At 44.8% G+C, this 19,087-nt stretch carries 15 protein-coding genes; 14 read left to right on the plus strand and 1 reads right to left on the minus strand.

The genetic code is table 11. The features are described 5' to 3' along the window. Positions 1 to 66 precede the first annotated feature (66 nt). Together IQ263_RS05715 and IQ263_RS05720 are read left to right on the plus strand one after the other, a co-directional pair. Positions 67 to 768: a C40 family peptidase gene (locus IQ263_RS05715; RefSeq protein ID WP_194066567.1), complete on the plus strand. Its 702-nt coding sequence runs from the start codon at positions 67 to 69 to the stop codon at positions 766 to 768. A 238-nt stretch (positions 769 to 1,006) separates the two neighbouring features. After that, on the plus strand, positions 1,007 to 2,011 hold the full coding sequence (locus IQ263_RS05720; RefSeq protein ID WP_194066568.1) for a glycosyltransferase family 2 protein: 1,005 nt from the start codon (positions 1,007 to 1,009) through the stop codon (positions 2,009 to 2,011). 257 nt (positions 2,012 to 2,268) lie between these two features. Here the strand turns inward: IQ263_RS05720 and IQ263_RS05725 are convergent, their stop codons facing one another. Beyond that, on the minus strand, positions 2,269 to 3,438 hold the full coding sequence (locus IQ263_RS05725) for an IscS subfamily cysteine desulfurase (protein ID WP_194066569.1): 1,170 nt from the start codon (positions 3,436 to 3,438) through the stop codon (positions 2,269 to 2,271). Between the two features lie 96 nt (positions 3,439 to 3,534). Here IQ263_RS05725 and IQ263_RS05730 point away from each other — a divergent pair, with 96 nt between their 5' ends. The 12 genes from IQ263_RS05730 (at position 3,535) to IQ263_RS05780 (ending at position 19,008) form a co-directional block, all read left to right on the plus strand. Beyond that, positions 3,535 to 4,182, plus strand: a complete 648-nt coding sequence (locus IQ263_RS05730) for a hypothetical protein (protein WP_194066570.1) — start codon at positions 3,535 to 3,537, stop codon at positions 4,180 to 4,182. A 517-nt stretch (positions 4,183 to 4,699) separates the two neighbouring features. Beyond that, a complete protein-coding gene (locus IQ263_RS05735; protein ID WP_194066571.1) occupies positions 4,700 to 6,022 on the plus strand; it encodes a four-carbon acid sugar kinase family protein in 1,323 nt (440 codons plus the stop codon). Positions 6,023 to 6,443: 421 nt separating this feature from the next. After that, positions 6,444 to 7,340 (plus strand): hypothetical protein, encoded by an 897-nt coding sequence (locus IQ263_RS05740; protein ID WP_194066572.1) that lies wholly within the window; start codon positions 6,444 to 6,446, stop codon positions 7,338 to 7,340. A 165-nt stretch (positions 7,341 to 7,505) separates the two neighbouring features. Continuing rightward, positions 7,506 to 8,270 (plus strand): hypothetical protein, encoded by a 765-nt coding sequence (locus IQ263_RS05745; protein WP_228049811.1) that lies wholly within the window; start codon positions 7,506 to 7,508, stop codon positions 8,268 to 8,270. Continuing rightward, positions 8,192 to 9,127, plus strand: coding sequence for a hypothetical protein (locus IQ263_RS28195; RefSeq protein ID WP_228049812.1), 936 nt, complete (start codon positions 8,192 to 8,194; stop codon positions 9,125 to 9,127). The genes IQ263_RS05745 and IQ263_RS28195 overlap by 79 nt, the downstream gene beginning before the upstream one ends. A gap of 499 nt (positions 9,128 to 9,626) precedes the next feature. After that, a complete protein-coding gene (locus tag IQ263_RS05755) occupies positions 9,627 to 10,265 on the plus strand; it encodes a hypothetical protein (protein ID WP_194066574.1) in 639 nt (212 codons plus the stop codon). Positions 10,266 to 10,345: 80 nt separating this feature from the next. Beyond that, complete coding sequence (locus IQ263_RS28200; RefSeq protein WP_228049813.1) at positions 10,346 to 12,037, plus strand: hypothetical protein; 1,692 nt, start codon at positions 10,346 to 10,348, stop codon at positions 12,035 to 12,037. A gap of 87 nt (positions 12,038 to 12,124) precedes the next feature. Then, a complete protein-coding gene (locus IQ263_RS05765) occupies positions 12,125 to 13,117 on the plus strand; it encodes a hypothetical protein (RefSeq protein WP_228049814.1) in 993 nt (330 codons plus the stop codon). 55 nt (positions 13,118 to 13,172) lie between these two features. Continuing rightward, positions 13,173 to 13,415, plus strand: a complete 243-nt coding sequence (locus IQ263_RS29740; protein ID WP_339384756.1) for a hypothetical protein — start codon at positions 13,173 to 13,175, stop codon at positions 13,413 to 13,415. A 366-nt stretch (positions 13,416 to 13,781) separates the two neighbouring features. Beyond that, positions 13,782 to 14,927, plus strand: coding sequence for a circadian clock protein LdpA (ldpA, locus tag IQ263_RS05770; RefSeq protein WP_194066575.1), 1,146 nt, complete (start codon positions 13,782 to 13,784; stop codon positions 14,925 to 14,927). A 285-nt stretch (positions 14,928 to 15,212) separates the two neighbouring features. Then, positions 15,213 to 16,991 carry a R3H domain-containing nucleic acid-binding protein gene (locus IQ263_RS05775; protein ID WP_194066585.1) on the plus strand — a complete coding sequence of 593 codons (1,779 nt, stop codon included), beginning with the start codon at positions 15,213 to 15,215 and terminating at the stop codon, positions 16,989 to 16,991. A gap of 364 nt (positions 16,992 to 17,355) precedes the next feature. Beyond that, positions 17,356 to 19,008 (plus strand): CheR family methyltransferase, encoded by a 1,653-nt coding sequence (locus IQ263_RS05780; RefSeq protein ID WP_194066576.1) that lies wholly within the window; start codon positions 17,356 to 17,358, stop codon positions 19,006 to 19,008. Positions 19,009 to 19,087: the final 79 nt, after the last annotated feature.

Genomic DNA, 19,087 nt, shown 5'->3' on the forward strand with positions numbered 1-19,087 from the left:
GCGGTTTGCTAATGGCCATAAATCGTTGGATGCGAACAATTAACAGCAAATAATTAGCAATTAGCAATGGTCAATTCTCAATTATCTGATGTTGTGGAGTACCGGGTGCGATCGCACATAAATATTTACGATTCCCCAAAGTGCGATCGTTTGGCAACTCAAGCATCGCAGGGGCGACATTTGCGCGCCCTCAACCAAAGTCGGAGCGAGGTAAACTTCGATACAAACGCTGTGATGGTACGGCTGTGCGAAGACGATTATCCCGGATGGTTGGATCTTCGAGATATTGACTTGCTCGAAGTCACAGAAACAGTGTATCATCCTTTGGTGCTTTCAGAGTTTCAAATCAGGGAAAAATTGCCCGTTGCAATTACTTTTGCTCGTGCAGCCATGAACCAATCTAATTATTATCTTTGGGGCGGTACAGTCGGGCCAAATTATGATTGTTCGGGATTGATGCAAGCTGCTTTTGTGGCTGCAGGCATTTGGTTGCCTAGGGATGCTTATCAACAGGAAGCTTTTACTAAACCTATTAGTATTGGTGCTGTAGAACCGGGAAATTTAGTATTTTTTGGAACGCCAGAAAAAGCCACTCATGTAGGATTGTGTCTCGGAGATCGTCGCTACATTCACAGTTCGGGACAAGCACAAGGTCGCAACGGTATCGGTATCGATGTTTTGTCGGAGGATGGGGATGAAGTCAGTCAATTTTATTACCATCAGTTGCGGGGATATGGTAAAGTGGTCGCCAGTTATCAACCTAGTTAGTTTATTGGGCGATCGCACTACGAACAAAGAAACCGGGTTTTTACCGAGATTGAGGGTGGGAACAAATGATTTTCGTAAAAAACCCGGTTTCTGGCCACCACGCCTAAGTTCTGTAGTTCTTAATTAATGACTAATGACTAATGACCAATGACTAATGACTAATGACTAATGACCAATGACTAATGACTAATGACTAATGACCAATGACTAATGATTACTGATATTATCGAATAAAAAAATGGACGCTGCATTATTTTTGGAAAAATTGGCTGCACAACAGGCTGGCGCTGAGGTTGTTCTCGACGTTTCGGTAGTAGTGCCGGTGTACAATGAGGTGGAAAGTTTGCCTCATTTGATTGAGGCGATCGCCTCTGCTATTCAACCATCAGGACTCAGCTATCAAATTATTTGTGTAGATGACGGTTCTAAGGACGGTTCTGCTGAACTTCTCAAACAATTGGCCGGTAGTCGCGATGACCTTTGTGCTGTGCTTTTGCGCCGCAATTACGGGCAAACTGCTGCGATGTCAGCAGGTTTCGATCGCGCGACAGGTCGTGCTATTGTTACCCTAGACGGCGATTTGCAAAATGATCCGGCTGATATTCCGCTATTGTTGGCAAAGTTAAATGAAGGTTACGATTTAGTTAGCGGCTGGCGCAAAAATCGGCAGGACAATACTATCAGCAGGTTAATTCCTTCTAAAATTGCTAACTGGCTGATTGGTCGGGTTACAGGCGTAACTTTGCATGACTACGGCTGTTCTTTGAAAGCTTACAAATCTGAGTTAGTCGCCGACTTGAATCTTTACGGGGAATTGCACCGATTTTTGCCGGCTTTGGCGTTTATTGAAGGGGCGAGAATTGCCGAAATGCCGGTGCGCCATCACGCCCGCCGTTTCGGTCAAAGCAAGTACGGAATTTGGCGGACTTTTCGGGTGTTGATGGATTTGTTAACTATTTCTTTTATGAAAAAGTTCCTGACTAGACCGATGCACGTTTTTGGACTTTTGGGACTGAGTTCTATGACGTTGGGAACGGTTTTAGGGATTTATTTGACTTTCGTGAAATTTGGTCTGGGTCAAAGTATTGGTAATCGTCCTTTGCTGATTTTGGCTGTGGTTTTGTTGTTAACTGGCGTGCAGTTATTTTGTTTTGGTTTGCTGGCGGAAGTGATGATGCGGACTTATCACGAGTCCCAGGGAAAACCGATTTATCGGGTGCGCGAGGTTCTTGGTTCTAAGTGAACGATCCTGTTAGTAGATCCCCGACTTCTAGCATTAGCTTTGATGTTGAGTCTGGGAAAGGGTTACAGAAGTTGGGGATCTGGTGTTATATGATTTAACTCATCTAGGATATTGAACCGTCTAATCCCAAATGGTAAGGTGCGTCGCCACGCTTGAATCTGAAAGTTTCATTGAGTATCTTCTAGCGACGCACCCTACAGGTTACTATCAACTGTCAACTGTCAACTGTCAACTGTCAACTGTCAACTGTCAACTGTCTAACTCATCACTTTTTGAGCTTGGCGGAGAGATGTGATAGTTGCGATCGCGTGTTCGGAGACTGCATCTATTTCTGCTGCGGTATTGAACCGGCCAATTCCAAACCGAATTGAAGCATAAGCTAATTTGTCCGATCGCCCGATCGCTGCTAAAACATGAGATGGAGCAATTTTCGCCGAAGTACAAGCCGAACCCGAAGAAACAGCCGCCGCCGATTGCAAACCCAATATCAACGCTTGACCGTCAACCCCGCCTACACTAATATTAAGATTACCGGGCAATCTCTTAGTAGCGTGACCGTTGAGAAAAACATCGTCCAATTCACTCAAATTTTCCCACAAACGCTGGCGCAAATTAATCACTCGTTCTGTTTCCGACTCCATTTCCGCAACGGCTAATTCTACTGCTTTGGCGAATCCGACTATTTGCGGTGGGTAGAGAGTTCCCGATCGCATTCCCCGTTCGTGGCCTCCTCCGTGCATTTGCGGCGCTAGCTGCACTCTCGGCTTGTTGCGGCGGACGTACAGAGCACCGATGCCTTTTGGCCCGTAGATTTTGTGGGCTGTCAAGGACATTAGATCGATGTTCATTTCCTGTACGTCGAGGGGAATTTTGCCGATCGCCTGTGCCGCATCCGTGTGAAACAGAATGTCATTTCCCCGACAAATTGCAGCAATTTCGGCGATCGGTTGAATCACCCCAATTTCGTTATTAGCCGTCATCACTGAAACTAAAATTGTCTCGGCCCGAATCGCCTTGATCAAATCGCCAATATCAATCAATCCGTCACTTTTTACAGGTAAAACAGTAATATCAAACCCCAATTTTTGCAAATACGTACAGGGGTCAAGAATTGCATTATGTTCGGTTTTTACTGTAATAATGTGCTTTCCTTTGCTGAAATAACTTTCGGCGACACCTTTAATCGCTAAATTATTTGCTTCCGTCGCACCGCTAGTAAAAACAATTTCTTCTGGAGAAGCATTGATTGCTTCTGCTATGATTTGCCGCGATTTTTTAACCGCTGCTTCTGCTTCCCAGCCGTAGACGTGGTTGATGCTGGCTGCGTTGCCGAATTGTTCGGTAAAATACGGCAGCATCGCATCAAGTACCCGTTTGTCTACAGGAGTTGTGGCGTGGTTGTCTAGGTAGATAGGACGTGCGGACATAGTGCAGTTTTGGTTGAAAAAAGTGTTAGATTTATTGTAGACGAGCCTTTTGTTCTACCACAAAACTTTATATTTAACAAATATTTGTGAAGATTTATGCGAGCTGACATTCAAGGATTAGAAATTACTGTCGGTGAGCTCAGGCACCTGTGCGGCGCGGGGCCCCATCGCGTATACAGACCGGCGACTGCAACTAATTTTGCCCGCGAAGTTTTAAAAACCGTCGGTTTAATTGTTTTGGTTATAATCAGTTGTTGGTTGCTGGTTGCGATATTTCCTAGGGCTTATTTGTTTTGGTTCGCCCTCCACCTCGCGGCGATCTGCGGTTTAATTTTTGAGGATGCGTGGAAAATTTGGAGCAGCCAAAATAAAGATTTAATCAATTTGTTTGATGATGTCGATCGCTATAATGGTATAATCAAAGCCATCGAAATTAACGATCGCATAGAAGATGCGGGCAATGCGGAAGTCAAAATAGGCGATCGAGCCAAAGTCATTCAAGCCTTGCAGGCCATCAGAGAGGATTTAGTTCGAGCTTTGAAAACTGAAAGAATTCTCAGGGAAAACAAAAAATTTGTCGCAACTAACTCCGAACTGTTTGCCAATAATTTGAGAACTTTGAATGCCTTGCAAATTAGCGATCGAGCCAGCAAACAAGGGCGATTGCTCAACGAAGCTTTGCAGTTAGCTACAGAAGTTCAAGCAGAAATAAAAAAGTTGCAAGATCGAAACACTGCTAATTGAAAAAATGGAAAGATAAGATGGCGATTGAAACCGCGTCTACACTAATTCCATGCCAAGCGGAATGAAGAGAATAACGTAATTTTAAAAGCAGACGGCGGTTGAAACCGCCAGAAAGTCAAACTAATTCCATGCCAAGCGGAATGAAGAGAATAACGTAATTTTAACCAAATACGGTTCAGTTAAAAAGCTAATTTCTCCCCGCACAAATCAGTTAATTTATAACTATCATAATCTCGGCGATCGCGATCGCCGACCATCGCGAAAACTAACACTAAGAAATCTCTTCTGACACCAGCGTTAACCCAACCTTATTAAATTTTAACCGCCCCTTCTTCAACCCGCTCTTTAATGGCTGTAAGGTAAGTATAAACCGGGTTTCAACCGCCCGGTATTATTCAACACATCTTAAAATTCATGAATAATGAGAATTGTTAAGAAATATCCTAATTGTAAATTTTTGGCTGTTAAGTAACAGGTAAGGATATCTTGGAAAGGTGACGTTAACAACAAGGTCAGTATGTCTTCTAGCCAACCCAAGATTATAGTTCTCGACGACGATCCAACAGGTTCGCAAACCGTGCACAGTTGCTTGCTGCTGACACGTTGGGACGAAGATACCCTGCGTTTGGGGCTGCGGGACAAGTCCCCGATTTTTTTTATACTGACAAATACTCGATCGCTAACTCCCGAAAAAGCAGCCTCCGTCACCCGCGAAGTGTGCCAAAATCTTAAAAAGGCGATCGCCAGCGAAAAAATCGAAGACTTTCTAATAGTTAGCCGTTCTGATTCTACCCTGCGCGGTCACTATCCCATCGAAACCGACGCGATCGCCGAAGAACTAGGCCCCTTCGACGCACATTTTCTAATTCCCGCCTTTTTTGAAGGAGGCAGAATTACCCGCAACAGCGTACACTACCTCATGGTTAACAGCGTTGCAACCCCTGTTCACAAAACCGAATTTGCCAAAGATTCAGTCTTCGGCTACAGTCACAGTTACCTGCCAGACTACGTAGAAGAAAAAACCAAAGGTCGCATCAAAGCTGATACAGTCGATCGCATTTTACTCGCAGATATACGCTACGGAAGTTTAGATCGACTGATGGACATGACAGACAACCAATGTGCAGTTGTTGACGGCGAAAGTCAAGGCGATTTAAACACATTTGCCAAACACATTCTCGATGCAGCCAGTCAAGGCAAAAAGTTTTTATTCCGCAGCGCGGCCAGTATTTTAACATCCTTAGCTGACATCGGCCACCAGCCCGTAGCAGCCGACGAAATGGCAAAATACGTGAGGGATGGCAAACCGGGTGCAGTAATAGTTGGTTCCCACGTTAAGAAAACTACTGAACAATTGGAGCGGTTGTTAAAAGAACCCAATATAGTTAGCATTGAAATAGATGTATCTCACTTGTTAGAAGATTCACCCGAGTCTCGCACCCAAATGCTCGATGAAATTCTCGAAAAAGCCCGGACTGCTAATGCCGATGGTAAAACGCCTGTAATTTATACCAGCCGCAAGGAACTCGAATTTGACAATGCGGAAATCAGGTTAAAATTTGGAGAGGCGGTTTCTGCTTTATTGATGGATGTGGTGCGGGGACTGCCTGCCGATATCGGGTTTTTGATTAGCAAGGGCGGCATTACTTCTAATGATGTTTTGAGTACAGGTTTGTCGCTCAAAAGTGTCAGGCAAATCGGTCAAATTATCGCAGGTTGTTCGGTGGTGAAAACAGCAGCCGACCATCCTCTGTTTCCCAATTTACCAGTTGTTTTGTTTCCGGGAAATGTGGGGGATAGCCATGCTTTGGCTACGGTTTACAAGCGGCTGAGCAAGTAACCAGCAGACAAATCTAAAAAAACAGAACACCCAGAACCCCGACTTCTCTAAGAAGTCGGGGTTCTAACATCGATACCAAGCTGGAGGCTTCTATTATTTTTATGACCTCAAGCCCGGTAAATATCATCTTGGACTTAGATACCTCATTGGCGCACAAAGAGCAACTAACATCAAAGAACAGGTATTAGAAAAAGTCTGGACTGGTTGGATAGCGATGCCTTTTGTGGACTTACACCTAGTAAATTGATGAACATACGAAACTTTATTGATAAATTATATATTGTAGTGTAAGATACTTTTTTTGGAGGCGATCGAAGTTTAGTATTTTTAATTGTTTCATCATAAAAATATCACGTAAAAAATCAGTATTTTTACGGTTAAAACATTTATGAATTAGTCCTAATATATAACCAAGTAATTGATGAGTCACTTTGTGAAAGCAAAGCTAATTGATGTGATTAAGCATTTTGCCTTGTTTTTATTGGCTTTAATCATTTCGGGTGTAATGGCACTGAGCCATGTGTCCGCAGGAGCGACAGCGCCCTCTGATATAGGAATAACCAGGGTGACTGAGTTGAAATCCGCTGAAATTGATGGCATCCGCTTTGAAAGCATAATGCCAGAGCCTGTATTGACCCTTTCCAAAAAACAACCTGACACTTCCGGTGTAATTGCGCTCGGCCATGTACCCAGATTGTTAGCTGGGGCTGTTGATGCGGAACTGGGGAGGGCAACTGAATTGACATCCTTTGAATCAACACATAGCAATATCGATAGCAATGCAGTTGAAAGAAATGGTATTCGGTTGGAAATTTTAGTACCAGACAGGGTATGGCGTATACCTGAAAAACAAGATGCTACTACTCCTGTTCGGATCGGTTTTCAAATTACAAACAACACACCTTACCCCATTCGCTTTCCTCCACTCGATCCCCTGCTGGTATTTCCACTAGCAATAGTAGATGCTGATGGTAATTTATTACGAAGTTCTGGGGGTAGAGGTATGCTTCTCAAGTCTCCGCAACTGGCTTGTCCCTTAGTTCAACCGCGAGAAAATCTAACCTTTTTCTTGAAAGCGGAACTTTTCTGGCAGAACAATCAGCTTCTATTTGGAGGCAATGATGGATTGGGTGGCGGATGGACTTTCGATATTGGGCCTGGTAACTATCAAATTAGGTTGAAATACATCAATCCTAGGTCAGTATTATTCTGTGATGACCCACACATGACTGAATACAAATTAACACGAGGGATTTGGACAGGTCAAATAGTCACACCCTTTGTGAAGTTTCGCATCGTCCAATCTGAATCCAAATAAAACTTAAGTGGCAATTTTTACTCGATTTCAGGTCAAGACTGTTATTTCCTAGTACATACAAAGGAGTTGTCAGCAATGAGACTATCCCAACACTGGACAATTTTATTAAGTTCACCCTTGCTGATTTTACTCACAGGTAGAGCCAGTTTCGCGTTTTCTTTCACAATGCCATCTCAACAACCAAACCCGATATGCACTCCTACCTCGCCTTACTGTTCCTCAATATCTCAGACAAAGCCTGGTGTTGGTACTTTGACTGTCTCTACTACCTCAGTCTCTGTACTCCCACTAGGTGGCACAAATGATTTTTTTAACCTTCTCACATCATCTGTTTGGGCCCAAAATGGTTGGACTTTTAACAAGGCGCAACCTGTAGAATCTTTAACAGGTAGGTTTGATATTGGGGTTTATGCTCCCTCTATTTTTCTTACTACCCCAGAAAGAATTGGAGCTGAAATACAAGTTCTTTATAACCCTGGTGTCGGAGATCCAGTAGGAAGTAACGTCCATTTTATCCAACGGGTAGTTAACAATCATGCTAATACCATTACCCTGCAGGGAGCCATCCAGCAACCGCCGGGAACTCCTGACGATAAAATTGATACAGTCCTAGAGCAAACTCAACTAGGTTTTATCGACCCTCGAAATCCCCAAAAACCAACATTTAACCCTTTTTACGACACCTATGGTCAGGTGGTAAGGTATCCAAATCAAACAATTCTTTTTGTAGATATTGTAGCTCGAGAAGATATCTATTATAACAACAAAAACTGGAGCGCAGAACTTTATCTTGCTGAGGTCAAAGATCCCATTAATAACCCAAATGAAGTGACAATATATAATGGGATATCATGGGTTGGGAAAGCATATTCACTCCTCCTAAAACCTCTAAAAAGTTTTCCGACAGCCTCGCCTCCGGTTTGGAAGTAGACCGCTTTAACCTCTCTGACCTTACTCCAGGTTCAAAATATATAGCCTGGACAAACAATGACCTTCCCTCCAACCGCTGCAACCCAAACACATTTTTAAGCACTCAGAATGACTCAGGTTTTCAGCTAGGATTTAACGACGACAGTAGCCCTGTAGGAAATGGCTTTGCCTCCGCACTAACTGGTACTGTGGGCAGTAGTGGCAATATCAACCTCAATGTCCGTGCTGCTGGTGGAGGTGCTCGCGGTCAAGACACAGGCAATTACGAGCTGTTTGTTGATGTTTACGACCCACAAGAATCGCCAGATTTTAGCGTAGCAACTAGCGGCGGCGGCGGCTTCGGAAAAGAAAAGCGCGGCCTGACACAGCAAAACCCCATCCTGCCCAATTCTCTCCAAAATGGCTGGCAAGTCTTCAACAAAGTTCCCGGCTGCCGCTGGTTTGACCCTCCCACTACTTACGGCTTTGAATTCCAATCTCTGGAAGACACTTTATTTACTGAAATTCTTGATTTCCCTGTGGGCGATGACCAGGAATTTACTGTTGCAGTGGGAGACTCGATTCTCGGTAATTTCAGTCCGGGAGATAAATTAGACTTTATTTCTTTGTTGGGTTATCCAGTAGATAATTTTAGAATCACTGGGATTGATTCATTATTTGGCCCGACAGCAGAAACAGCATTTCCAATTCAATTAGCTTTTAAGGAAAGGGAAGGAAGTTTCAAGATGCGGCAAATTTCTCGGCCAATTGATGCGGAAGCTGTACCGGAACCGGGGAGTATTTTGGCGGCTAAGGGAATGCTGCTGTGGTTTGCTGCGATGCGCTATATTTTGCGGAAAAAGCGACAGGCTGGATAATTTTTACAGGGCCTAATATCCCGACCGGGGCGGGTTTTTGAGATTGGAGATTGTTGGCAGATATTGTTGGTGAACCCGCCCCTACAGGAATCACTATCGAATGAACTGAAGATTCTGCGATTGCTCTCTCGTCGCGCACTGACACAAAGCTCGCAATTACACAACTACATTTATTTTTATTACCTCAAGCCCGGTACATATCATCTTGGACTTATATACCACGTTTCCGCACAAAGAGCAACTAACATCAAAGAACAGGTATTAGAAAAAGTCTGGACTGGTTGGATAGCGATGCCTTTTGTGGACTTACACTTGGTAAGTTGATGAACATACGAAACTTTATTGATAAATTATATATTGTAGTGTAAGATACTTTTTTTTGCAGGCGATCGAAGTTTAGTATTTTTAATTGTAGCAGCAAAAAAATATCACGTAAAAAATCAGTATTTTTACGGTTAAAATATTTATGAATTAGTCCTAATATATAACCAAGTAGTTGATGAGTCACTTTAAGAAAGCAAAGCTGATTGATGTGATGAAGCATTTGGGCTTATTTTTATTGGCTTTAATCCTTTCGGGTGTAATGGCACTGAGCCATAGGTCCGCAGGAGCGACAACGCCCTCTGATAGTAGTATTAAGCTTGAAACTCTAGTCCCGGAAAGAGTATTGACAATTCCCCAAAATGAACCTAGTAATTATACTCCTATACAATTTGGAGTTCGTATTACTAACAATACCCTAACAGCCTTTCGCGTTTCTTTGGATTCTTTGACACCTGAATTTATGGCGGTGGATGGTGAAAATTTTTATGCAGGTAAAATTCAAGTTAGTCTGGTATTTCGGACTGAATCAGATTTTCCATTAGTTAGAGCGGGAGAAAGCCTTAACCTTTTCTGGGAGGGGAAATTTTATTGGGGCGCTCAAAATATTTACCTTCAAATACCTGACAAATATAGTAATCTCTGGTTTTTTAGAGGATTCAAACCGGGTATTTCTAAGGTTCGGTTTACCTACACCAATGCTGAGGCCCAGAGATGGTATCGGGATCGTGAAAAGGCAGAACGCAAGCAATTGATGGGAGTGTTGACAGGTAATTTATCTAGTCCGTGGACACAGTTTAGCTTTGTACTACCCTAACCTATTTTGCTTAATAATTGCCGCAATCGCATCACAAATAAAATTTTTCTTTTTTTTTAATATGTGGAGGATTTATAAAAATGCAATTTCTACTTCTACCTAAAGTTTGGTTCGCATCAATGGTTCCGATAGCTCTAATTACAGAGCCTGTATTTGCATTCCAGCTTAGAGGTACAACAGCAAGTTCTTCTCAGGAAACCTATGTGACAATTCCCGACACTGGCGACAGCGGTAAAATTACTGTTACAACAAAAGATATCAAAGAAATAAAACGAGGTGGAAGCGATGCACTTCTGGATTTGTTAAGACCTTATCAGCAGCAAGGTTGGAAATTTAAACAAGGTGGTAACTTAGGAGGGGCTTTTAATGTGATTTCTTACTATCCCTGCGCTCCTATAACTCAGTGTGGTAAGGAAATGTCTATTTTTCCTGAACTTGGTATTCCTCCTAGTGGAAAACAAATGGGCCTTGGAGCTAGTATTTGGATAGATTATGAAGCCGACCCGAATGATGAACCAAAATTTGGTCAAACTTATTGGATTCAAAGGGTAAATGTTAATACGGGCGGACAGCCTGTATCTGCTTATGGGATGACAGCTACGTCTTTTAATCTAATCGATAATCTATCCTCTAATACTCCTTTCTATCTAGCGGCTGATTATCTGGGTAGGTTTAATCCTCAAACAAATCTACCATCATACTCTTTTCTAGACGTGCCTTACGTTTTAGGGACAAATTCCAACCCAAGTTATATCTATAATCATGACTGGAATTTTGAACTTTATCTAGCTTATCTCAGACCAAACCAAGAAGTCACAATTTACAACGGAATCTCATGGGGATGGACAAACACATTCACTCGTCCTAAAACCACTAAAAAGTTCTCCGACAGCCTCGCCTCCGGTTTGGAAGTAGACCGTTTTAACCTCTCTGACCTTACTCCTGGTTCCAAATATAGAGCCTGGACAAACAACGACCTCCCCTCCAACCGCTGCAACCCCAACACATTCTTAAGCACTGACAATGACTCAGGTTTTCAGCTAGGATTTGACGACGACAGTAGCCCTGTAGGAAATGGCTTTGCCTCCGCACTAACTGGTACTGTGGGCAGTAGTGGGAATATCAACCTCGATGTCCGTGCTGCTGGTGGAGGTGCTCGCGGTCAAGACACAGGCAATTACGAGCTGTTTGTTGATGTTTACGACCCACAAGAATCGCCAGATTTTAGCGTAGCAACTAGCGGCGGCGGCGGCTTCGGAAAAGAAAAGCGCGGCCTGACACAGCAAAACCCCATCCTGCCCAATTCTCTCCAAAATGGCTGGCAAGTCTTCAACAAAGTTCCCGGCTGCCGCTGGTTTGACCCTCCCACTACTTACGGCTTTGAATTCCAATCTCTGGAAGACACTTTATTTACTGAAATTCTTGATTTCCCTGTGGGCGATGACCAGGAATTTACTGTTGCAGTGGGAGACTCGATTCTCGGTAATTTCAGTCCGGGAGATAAATTAGACTTTATTTCTTTGTTGGGTTATCCAGTAGATAATTTTAGAATCACTGGGATTGATTCATTATTTGGCCCGACAGCAGAAACAGCATTTCCAATTCAATTAGCTTTTAAGGAACGGGAAGGAAGTTTCAAGATGCGGCAAATTCCCAAGCCCATTGATGCGGAAGCTGTACCGGAACCGGGGAGTATTTTGGCGGCTAAGGGAATGCTGTTATGGTTCGCTGGGATGCGCTATATTTTGCGGAAAAAGCGACAGGCTGGTTAAACAGTTGGCAGTTGGCAGTTGGCAGTTGACAGTTGACAGTTGACAGCGAGGTTTTTAAACAGTGACATAACTATCTTTCCGATCGAAATGATGAAACATAGATTCTGCGATCGCGATGCTAGCCCGAACAGTGACACAACTATCTTTCCGATGAAAAATCTTTACACTCTGCTATATGCTTTCAGCCTCATTCTCATCAACCCCTGGGGAGGCAGCCGCGGCGAAATTTGGACGCAACCTAAAGTTTTTGTTGTCCTGCTGATTGTGCTTTCAAATTTATCATTCTTATGGGAAGAAAGGAAACTTTTAACTTTTTCCCGGCAGTGGAAAGTCTGCCTGATTTTGTGGGGAGTTTTTTTGACGGTGGGAGCGATTTCTACCCTAAACAGTCCTTTCCCGGAGCGTTCTTTTTGGGGACAAAACCAAATGGGAGACGGCTGGCTGTACTGGCTGTTAATTTCTATTTTTAGCCTCACCAATAGGCTGCTGTTAAAACTGCATCCAGAATTGTTTTGCTGTCAAATACGGGGTTTGCTGATAGGAGGTGCGGTTGTAGCTGTTAGCGTTTTTCCGCAAGTTTTCAACTGGCAAATTGATTATACAGCAACGAACGGTCAGTCGATCGCACATGATGTTTTGGCGAGCAGGATTTTTCGGGGACAGCAGCCGTTAGCGCAGCCCTCGAAGAGGATCGCACTTTTCTCGCACCGCGGCCACGCAGCTATAGTATTGACTCTGACAGCCGTTATTTGTGCGGTAGCTTGGAAGTGGAAATTAATTAGCGATCGCACTTCCACTCTCGCTTTATTTCTCATTCTCCCCGCTTTGCTCTTTACCAACACTCGCACAGCCATTTTATCTTTAATTATATCACTATCTTACTTGTTGGGACGGCAATATTACAAACAATTAATTCCAGCTATTGCGATCGGCTTAGTGGCAATTAGTGTGATGACTTTTACGCTAACCTCTGGACTGGAATCGGGTATCTGTTGCACAAGTAATGTCCAGCCGATCGCCTTTGTGGGAACTTGCTGTGCGCGGGATTCAAAAACGGCCTCTCTTTGGCTGGGGTTTTAACGGATTTGGCATCGCATATCCTTTCGTCGCCAATCCCAATAAGGTTCCTGAAATTGTGAACTTAGGTCAGTTTTCTTATGATTATATGGCCCCAAACGGACGGGTTCGCACTGAAAAAATACCGAGTTATAAAGCTCACAATTGGATTTTAGATACTGCTATTTCTACAGGCATTCTGGGTGCGATCGCTAGTTTTGCTTTGTGGGGATATTGCTTGCACGCTCGCGATCGTGTCGCTAAATACCGATTTATCAGCAGTGGCGATCGGCTATTTAACTTTCATTCTGCCTTGGTTTGAGTGCGCTCAATACGCGCAGGTGCTTTGGTTAGCGCTAGATGGCTCCGAATCGAGTTTTCCTAGTCCAAAACTCTCAATCCTGCAATAATAGTCGGCTTTTCTCTTGCACCCACCGCTAACAAATGATATTATTATAAGTCTGCCTGCAATTAAAACCTCAGCCAAAAATTAAAAATTGTACCCGTAACAAAAACTCTTAAAAAAATTAGATTGCCAAAAAAGTCATGCTCGATACTCCACATCTAGGGCTGACCCCCAAGTCCCACTCCTATCGGTAGCGTTTTGATACTTGTATCTGGCTGAGCCGGAAAACTCAGTACAAATTTTTGCCTCGTAATTTTTAGCTCAAAGGATTAACATATAAGGGTGACAGAACATTATCATCCACTAAACTCATTAAAAAGCGGCCGCTGGTTCAAGTTGATCTGTGGGGCGAGCTTTCAACACCTGCCGGCGGTTCGGAATCTCACCTTGGCTTACACCTTAGCAGGCGCTGACTGTATCGATGTCGCGGCAGATCCCGCCGCCGTCGCAGCAGCGAAAGAAGCCCTACAAGTTGCCAGCGAATTACAGGCAAAAACCCCCAACCGCAGGTTTGGGGGCAAAGGGTTGCCCTGGCTGATGGTGAGTTTAAACGATGGGGAAGACCCGCATTTTCGCAAGGCCCAATTCAACCCAGCCGATTGTCCGACGGACTGCTGGCGGCCTTGCGAAAAAATATGTCCGGCCTCGGCAATAGTTTTTCAGGAAGCTGTTGAGGGTTTTTCCGGGGTGATAGACCAGCAATGCTATGGCTGCGGTCGCTGTTTGCCAATTTGTCCGAGCCAATTAATCTACACTCGTTCTTACGTGTCTGCTCCCGCTGCGATCGCACCTTTAATCTTGCAATCCGGTGCGGATGCCCTAGAAATCCACACGCAAATAGGCAGAGAAGTAGATTTTGCGCGACTTTGGTCGAGCATAGCTCCGTGGGTCGATCGACTCAAATTAATAGCAATTAGTTGCCCCGATGGAGACGGTTTGATTGACTATTTGCGGACACTATATCAAATAATTTCCCCCCTTCCTTGTCCCCTAATTTGGCAAACCGACGGTAGGCCAATGAGCGGAGATATCGGAACAGGAACTACTAGAGCCGCAGTAAAACTCGGTCAAAAAGTTTTGGCTGCCCAGTTGCCGGGATTCGTGCAACTTGCAGGAGGCACTAACGATCGCACTGTCAGCAAACTCAGAGCCTCTGGACTGCTTTTGGATGGCGGAAAAAAATTGTCATCTCCCCCCATCCAATACATTGCAGGTGTAGCTTACGGCAGCTATGCCAGGGTTTTGCTGTCGCCAATTTTAGAACAATTAGACACAATGCAGAGCGATCGAGCGTTGGCAGTTCCAGCAGCCAAGCCAGCAGCCGAAGTTCCAACACATCGGTTGAATCAACTCGAAGCCGTCCCAGAACTTCTCTCGGAGGCCGTGAGTTTAGCTCGTTCTCTAGTTTCCCAGATCAAAAGTCATTAGTCATTGGTCATTGGTCATTAGTCATCAGTCATCTTGCCCGCTCGCGAAGTCGAAGCGTGGTCATTAGTTAATCAAAAACAACTGACAGCTAACAACTGTATATCACCATCGCATTTGCGACCTCAGAAACCCGGTTTCTTAGTATATTTCTCGTTCATCCACGCAAAACTCGTAGAAACCCAGTTTCTAACTGCCCGTGCGTAATCCGCGAACTGATGACTAATGACTAATGACTAATGACTAATGACTAAAAAGTTGAAAACGTCACCGAACACACCGAGGCGAATGCAGATTACAGACGACCTCAACAGACTATTAGAAATCGTGCCAGACGAGATCCGGCAGCCCCTAGAGCAGCACCCGCAGCGCAACAATCTCATTGAGGTTGTAATGGACTTGGGCCGCCGACCAGAAGCTCGTTTTCCATCCTCGGCCGAACATCTTTCCCAAACACCGATTTCCAAAGCAGACCTCAACTATTGCATCGATCGAGTCGGCAGCTTCGGCGGCGACAATCGAGCCGGTATCGAGCAAACCCTGCACCGAATTAGCGCCCTTCGCAACCGCAGCGGCGAGATTATCGGCTTGACATTGAGGGTGGGCCGCGCTGTGTTCGGGACGATCGGCATTATCCGCGATTTAGTGGAAACCGGTCAGTCAATTTTGATGCTAGGCCGCCCCGGAGTCGGCAAAACCACAGCCCTGCGCGAAATCGCCCGCGTGCTCGCCGACGACTTGGAAAAACGAGTGGTAATCATCGACACCTCCAACGAAATCGCCGGAGATGGAGACATCCCGCACCCGGCGATCGGCAGAGCTCGCAGAATGCAAGTTTCCCGTCCCGAACTCCAGCACCAAGTCATGATCGAAGCAGTGGAAAACCATATGCCGCAAGTGATCGTGATTGACGAAATCGGCACGGAATTAGAAGCTTTGGCCGCTCGGACGATCGCCGAAAGGGGCGTGCAATTGGTCGGTACCGCCCACGGGAACCGGATCGAAAACTTGATGAAAAACCCGACTCTGGCAGACTTAATTGGCGGAATCCAAGCGGTGACGCTAGGAGATGACGAAGCAAGGCGGCGCGGTTCTCAAAAGACAGTTTTGGAACGCAAATCACCGCCTACTTTTGAAATTGCGATCGAAATGCTCGAACGCCAGCGCTGGGTAATCCACGAGCGAGTTTCAGATTCGATCGACAGCCTGCTGCGGGGACGCGAACCGAACCAGCAAATCAGAAGCGTCAGCGACAGTGGAGAAGTAATTATCGAGCGCGAGTCAGCATCTCCCCCCGCCCGCTTTCCAGGGATCTCAGCTTCTAGCCCAGGCCCCGCTGCGGTATCAGCAATCCGACCTGTCACACCGATTTCTGGGTGGCGCAGTGCCGGCAAAATGGTGCCGATGCCCCCTCAAGGCGAGAAATTCGCAGCAGCTAACAGCGCGCCGGTGGCTCCTGAGACTCGGTATTTCGAGCAACTCCTCGAAGAATCCCTGTCCGTGGAACCAGTACCGCAGCAGCGGGGACGTTATTCCCAGAACGTCGGCCCTAACGGCGAAGATTTGCCCCTCCACGTTTATCCTTACGGCATAGCTCGCCACCAGCTAGAACAGGTGATTTCGACCCTGAACTTGCCGGTGCAGTTGACGAAGGATATTGAAAGTGCTGACGTGGTTTTGGCTTTGCGATCGAACGTGCGGAACCAGTCCAAATTAAGGCACTTGGCCAAAACTCGCCAAGTTCCCCTGCACACAATCAAGGCTGGCACTATTCCCCACGTAGCGAGAGCTTTGCGGCGCTTGTTGGACATGGACGACCCCGGCACCCCGGAAGTGGCAGACCTCGCCTTATTCGCCCGCAGCGGTACTTCTGACGAGCTCGAAGCTCTCGAAGAAACCCGCTTGGCTGTGGAGCAAATTGTCATTCCCAAGGGACAGCCGGTGGAACTCTTACCGCGTTCTCCCAACGTCCGCAAAATGCAGCACGAACTTGTGGAACACTATCACCTAAAATCTCACAGTTTTGGGGAAGAACCTAACCGCCGCCTGCGGATTTTTCCAGCTTAAACAGTCGGGATTTGGAACCGGCATTGTGTAGGGTGCGCGGGCCGCACCTTACGGTTTGAAGGCAGCAGGTAGAAGGAAAACGGCCGAATTTTTTTCGTGCTGCTGTCTGTTTTCTACCTGCTCTTTTCGATCTCGCAATCTGCTAAATTAACGATGGTTTTTGTGGGTGAGTTCACCGCCCCAACGCGAATCTTGCGGTCGATCGACCTGACACGATCTTATTTCCGTTCGGATTGTGGCGGTGAGTGCGATCGGCTCAAATCCCAATTCGCAACTCCCCATTCCCAATTCCCAATCCCTCCGCTTCGCTCCGCCCAATTCCCCATCATCACAGATTCTACCTAAACAAATTTACCGAGTTGATATGAACGATGCACAAATTCAGCTATTTATTCAATTAATTGCGGCTCGCACCGGTTTACAAATTCGCCCGCAAGATCGATCGGCTTTGACTCAAAAACTTTTGACTCGGATGAAAGCTGTAAAAATAGCCTTACCCGATAATTATTATCAAATGTTAGCTGCTCCGAGTCTGGAAAGTCAAAACGAATGGGACAAACTCGCCCTGCTGCTGACAACAAACGAAAGTTATTTCATGCGGGACAAAGGACAATTTTCGCTCCTAGAAAAAGTCATTTTCCCGGAATTGATCGATCGCCAATTAAAACTACACGATCAATTGGGGATTAAGCCAACCCTGCGAATCTGGAGTGCAGGCTGTTCTACCGGTGAAGAACCTTATTCTTTAGTTTTTATTTTAAAAAAGCTAATTTCCGATTTGGAAAAATGGAATATTTTAGTTTTAGGTACTGATATCAATCAAGAAGTAATAGAAAAAGCGCAGCGGGGAATTTACAGCCCTTGGTCGTTTCGCTTAGTCGATCCAAATTTGCAAGCGCGCTATTTCGATAGGCAAAAAACCGAGTGGGTAATAGATAGAACATTGCGCCAATTTGTGAGCTTTAGCAATCTCAATTTAGTGACAGATAATTTTCCTAATATTTACACAGATATTAATAACATGGATTTGATACTATGCAGAAATGTTTTTGTTTATTTTGAAGATAAATATATTTCCCAGGTATTGAAAAAATTTGCCAAGACGCTGAGACCTGGAGGATATTTAATGACCGGTCACGCGGAAGTTTACAATCACGTAATGAAGGAGTTTCAACCAAAAATTTTCCCGGAGTCGGTTGTTTATCAAGCCAAGAATGTTCTAGGGGATGAACCAGGTAAAATAGAGTCTTTGATTGCACCAGCATCCCAGGTAAAATCAGCCTCTGGGGAATCGGGAAAGGGAGCGGAAGTTGGTAGCGACAGCCGTCAGTTGCCGTTAGCGAAAACGGTGCTAGCTAGTTTTGCTAACGGCAATTTTACAGATATCGGGTCGCTGTTAACAGCAGATACTCCGTTGGAAAAAATCCTGCAAAGTCGCTATGTCGAGGGACATTGTGCGGGCAAGGATGGGTCATTATTAAATGATAACTTAATCACAAAAACGCCGCCAGAAACTTATTTAATGCTAATCAAAGAAGCTAAACAATGCTTTAAAAATAAAGATTATACTGAAGCAATTGAGCGGGCAGAAAAGGCGTTATCTCTACAATATCAGACCTTTGATGCTGATTATTTGTTGGCGCAAATTTATGCAAATTTAGGTAATTATTCTCAGGCGATCGAACACTGCAAGCAAGCTAGCAAAGTAGATTCTATGTCAGTATTTCCTTATTGTTTACAAGCGCAGATTGCTGAAGAACAGGGAGATTTGGAAACCGCTAAAATTATTTTGAGAAAAATCATTTATCTTTGCCCATCTTTTGTTTCAGCTTATCTCGAACTCGGAAATATATACATTCAAGAAGGTAAGCTAAATATAGCTATTAAAATGTACAACTCATCCTGCGAAATTCTCAAAAAACTACCGCCGAATACTCCGATAGAGCAGCAGGGAAAAATGACAGCGAGTCAAGTATTGATGGATGTTCAAAAAAAAATGGTAAAATTGTACAGCTAACAAAACTGACGCGCCGGGAGAATTTACAAACTAATTTTTTTTGTAAGTACCTCGCTACCCAACCTAATACGATCGCATA

The sequence above is a fragment of the Tychonema sp. LEGE 06208 genome, assembly GCF_015207505.1.
Classification (GTDB): Bacteria; Cyanobacteriota; Cyanobacteriia; order Cyanobacteriales; family Microcoleaceae; genus Microcoleus.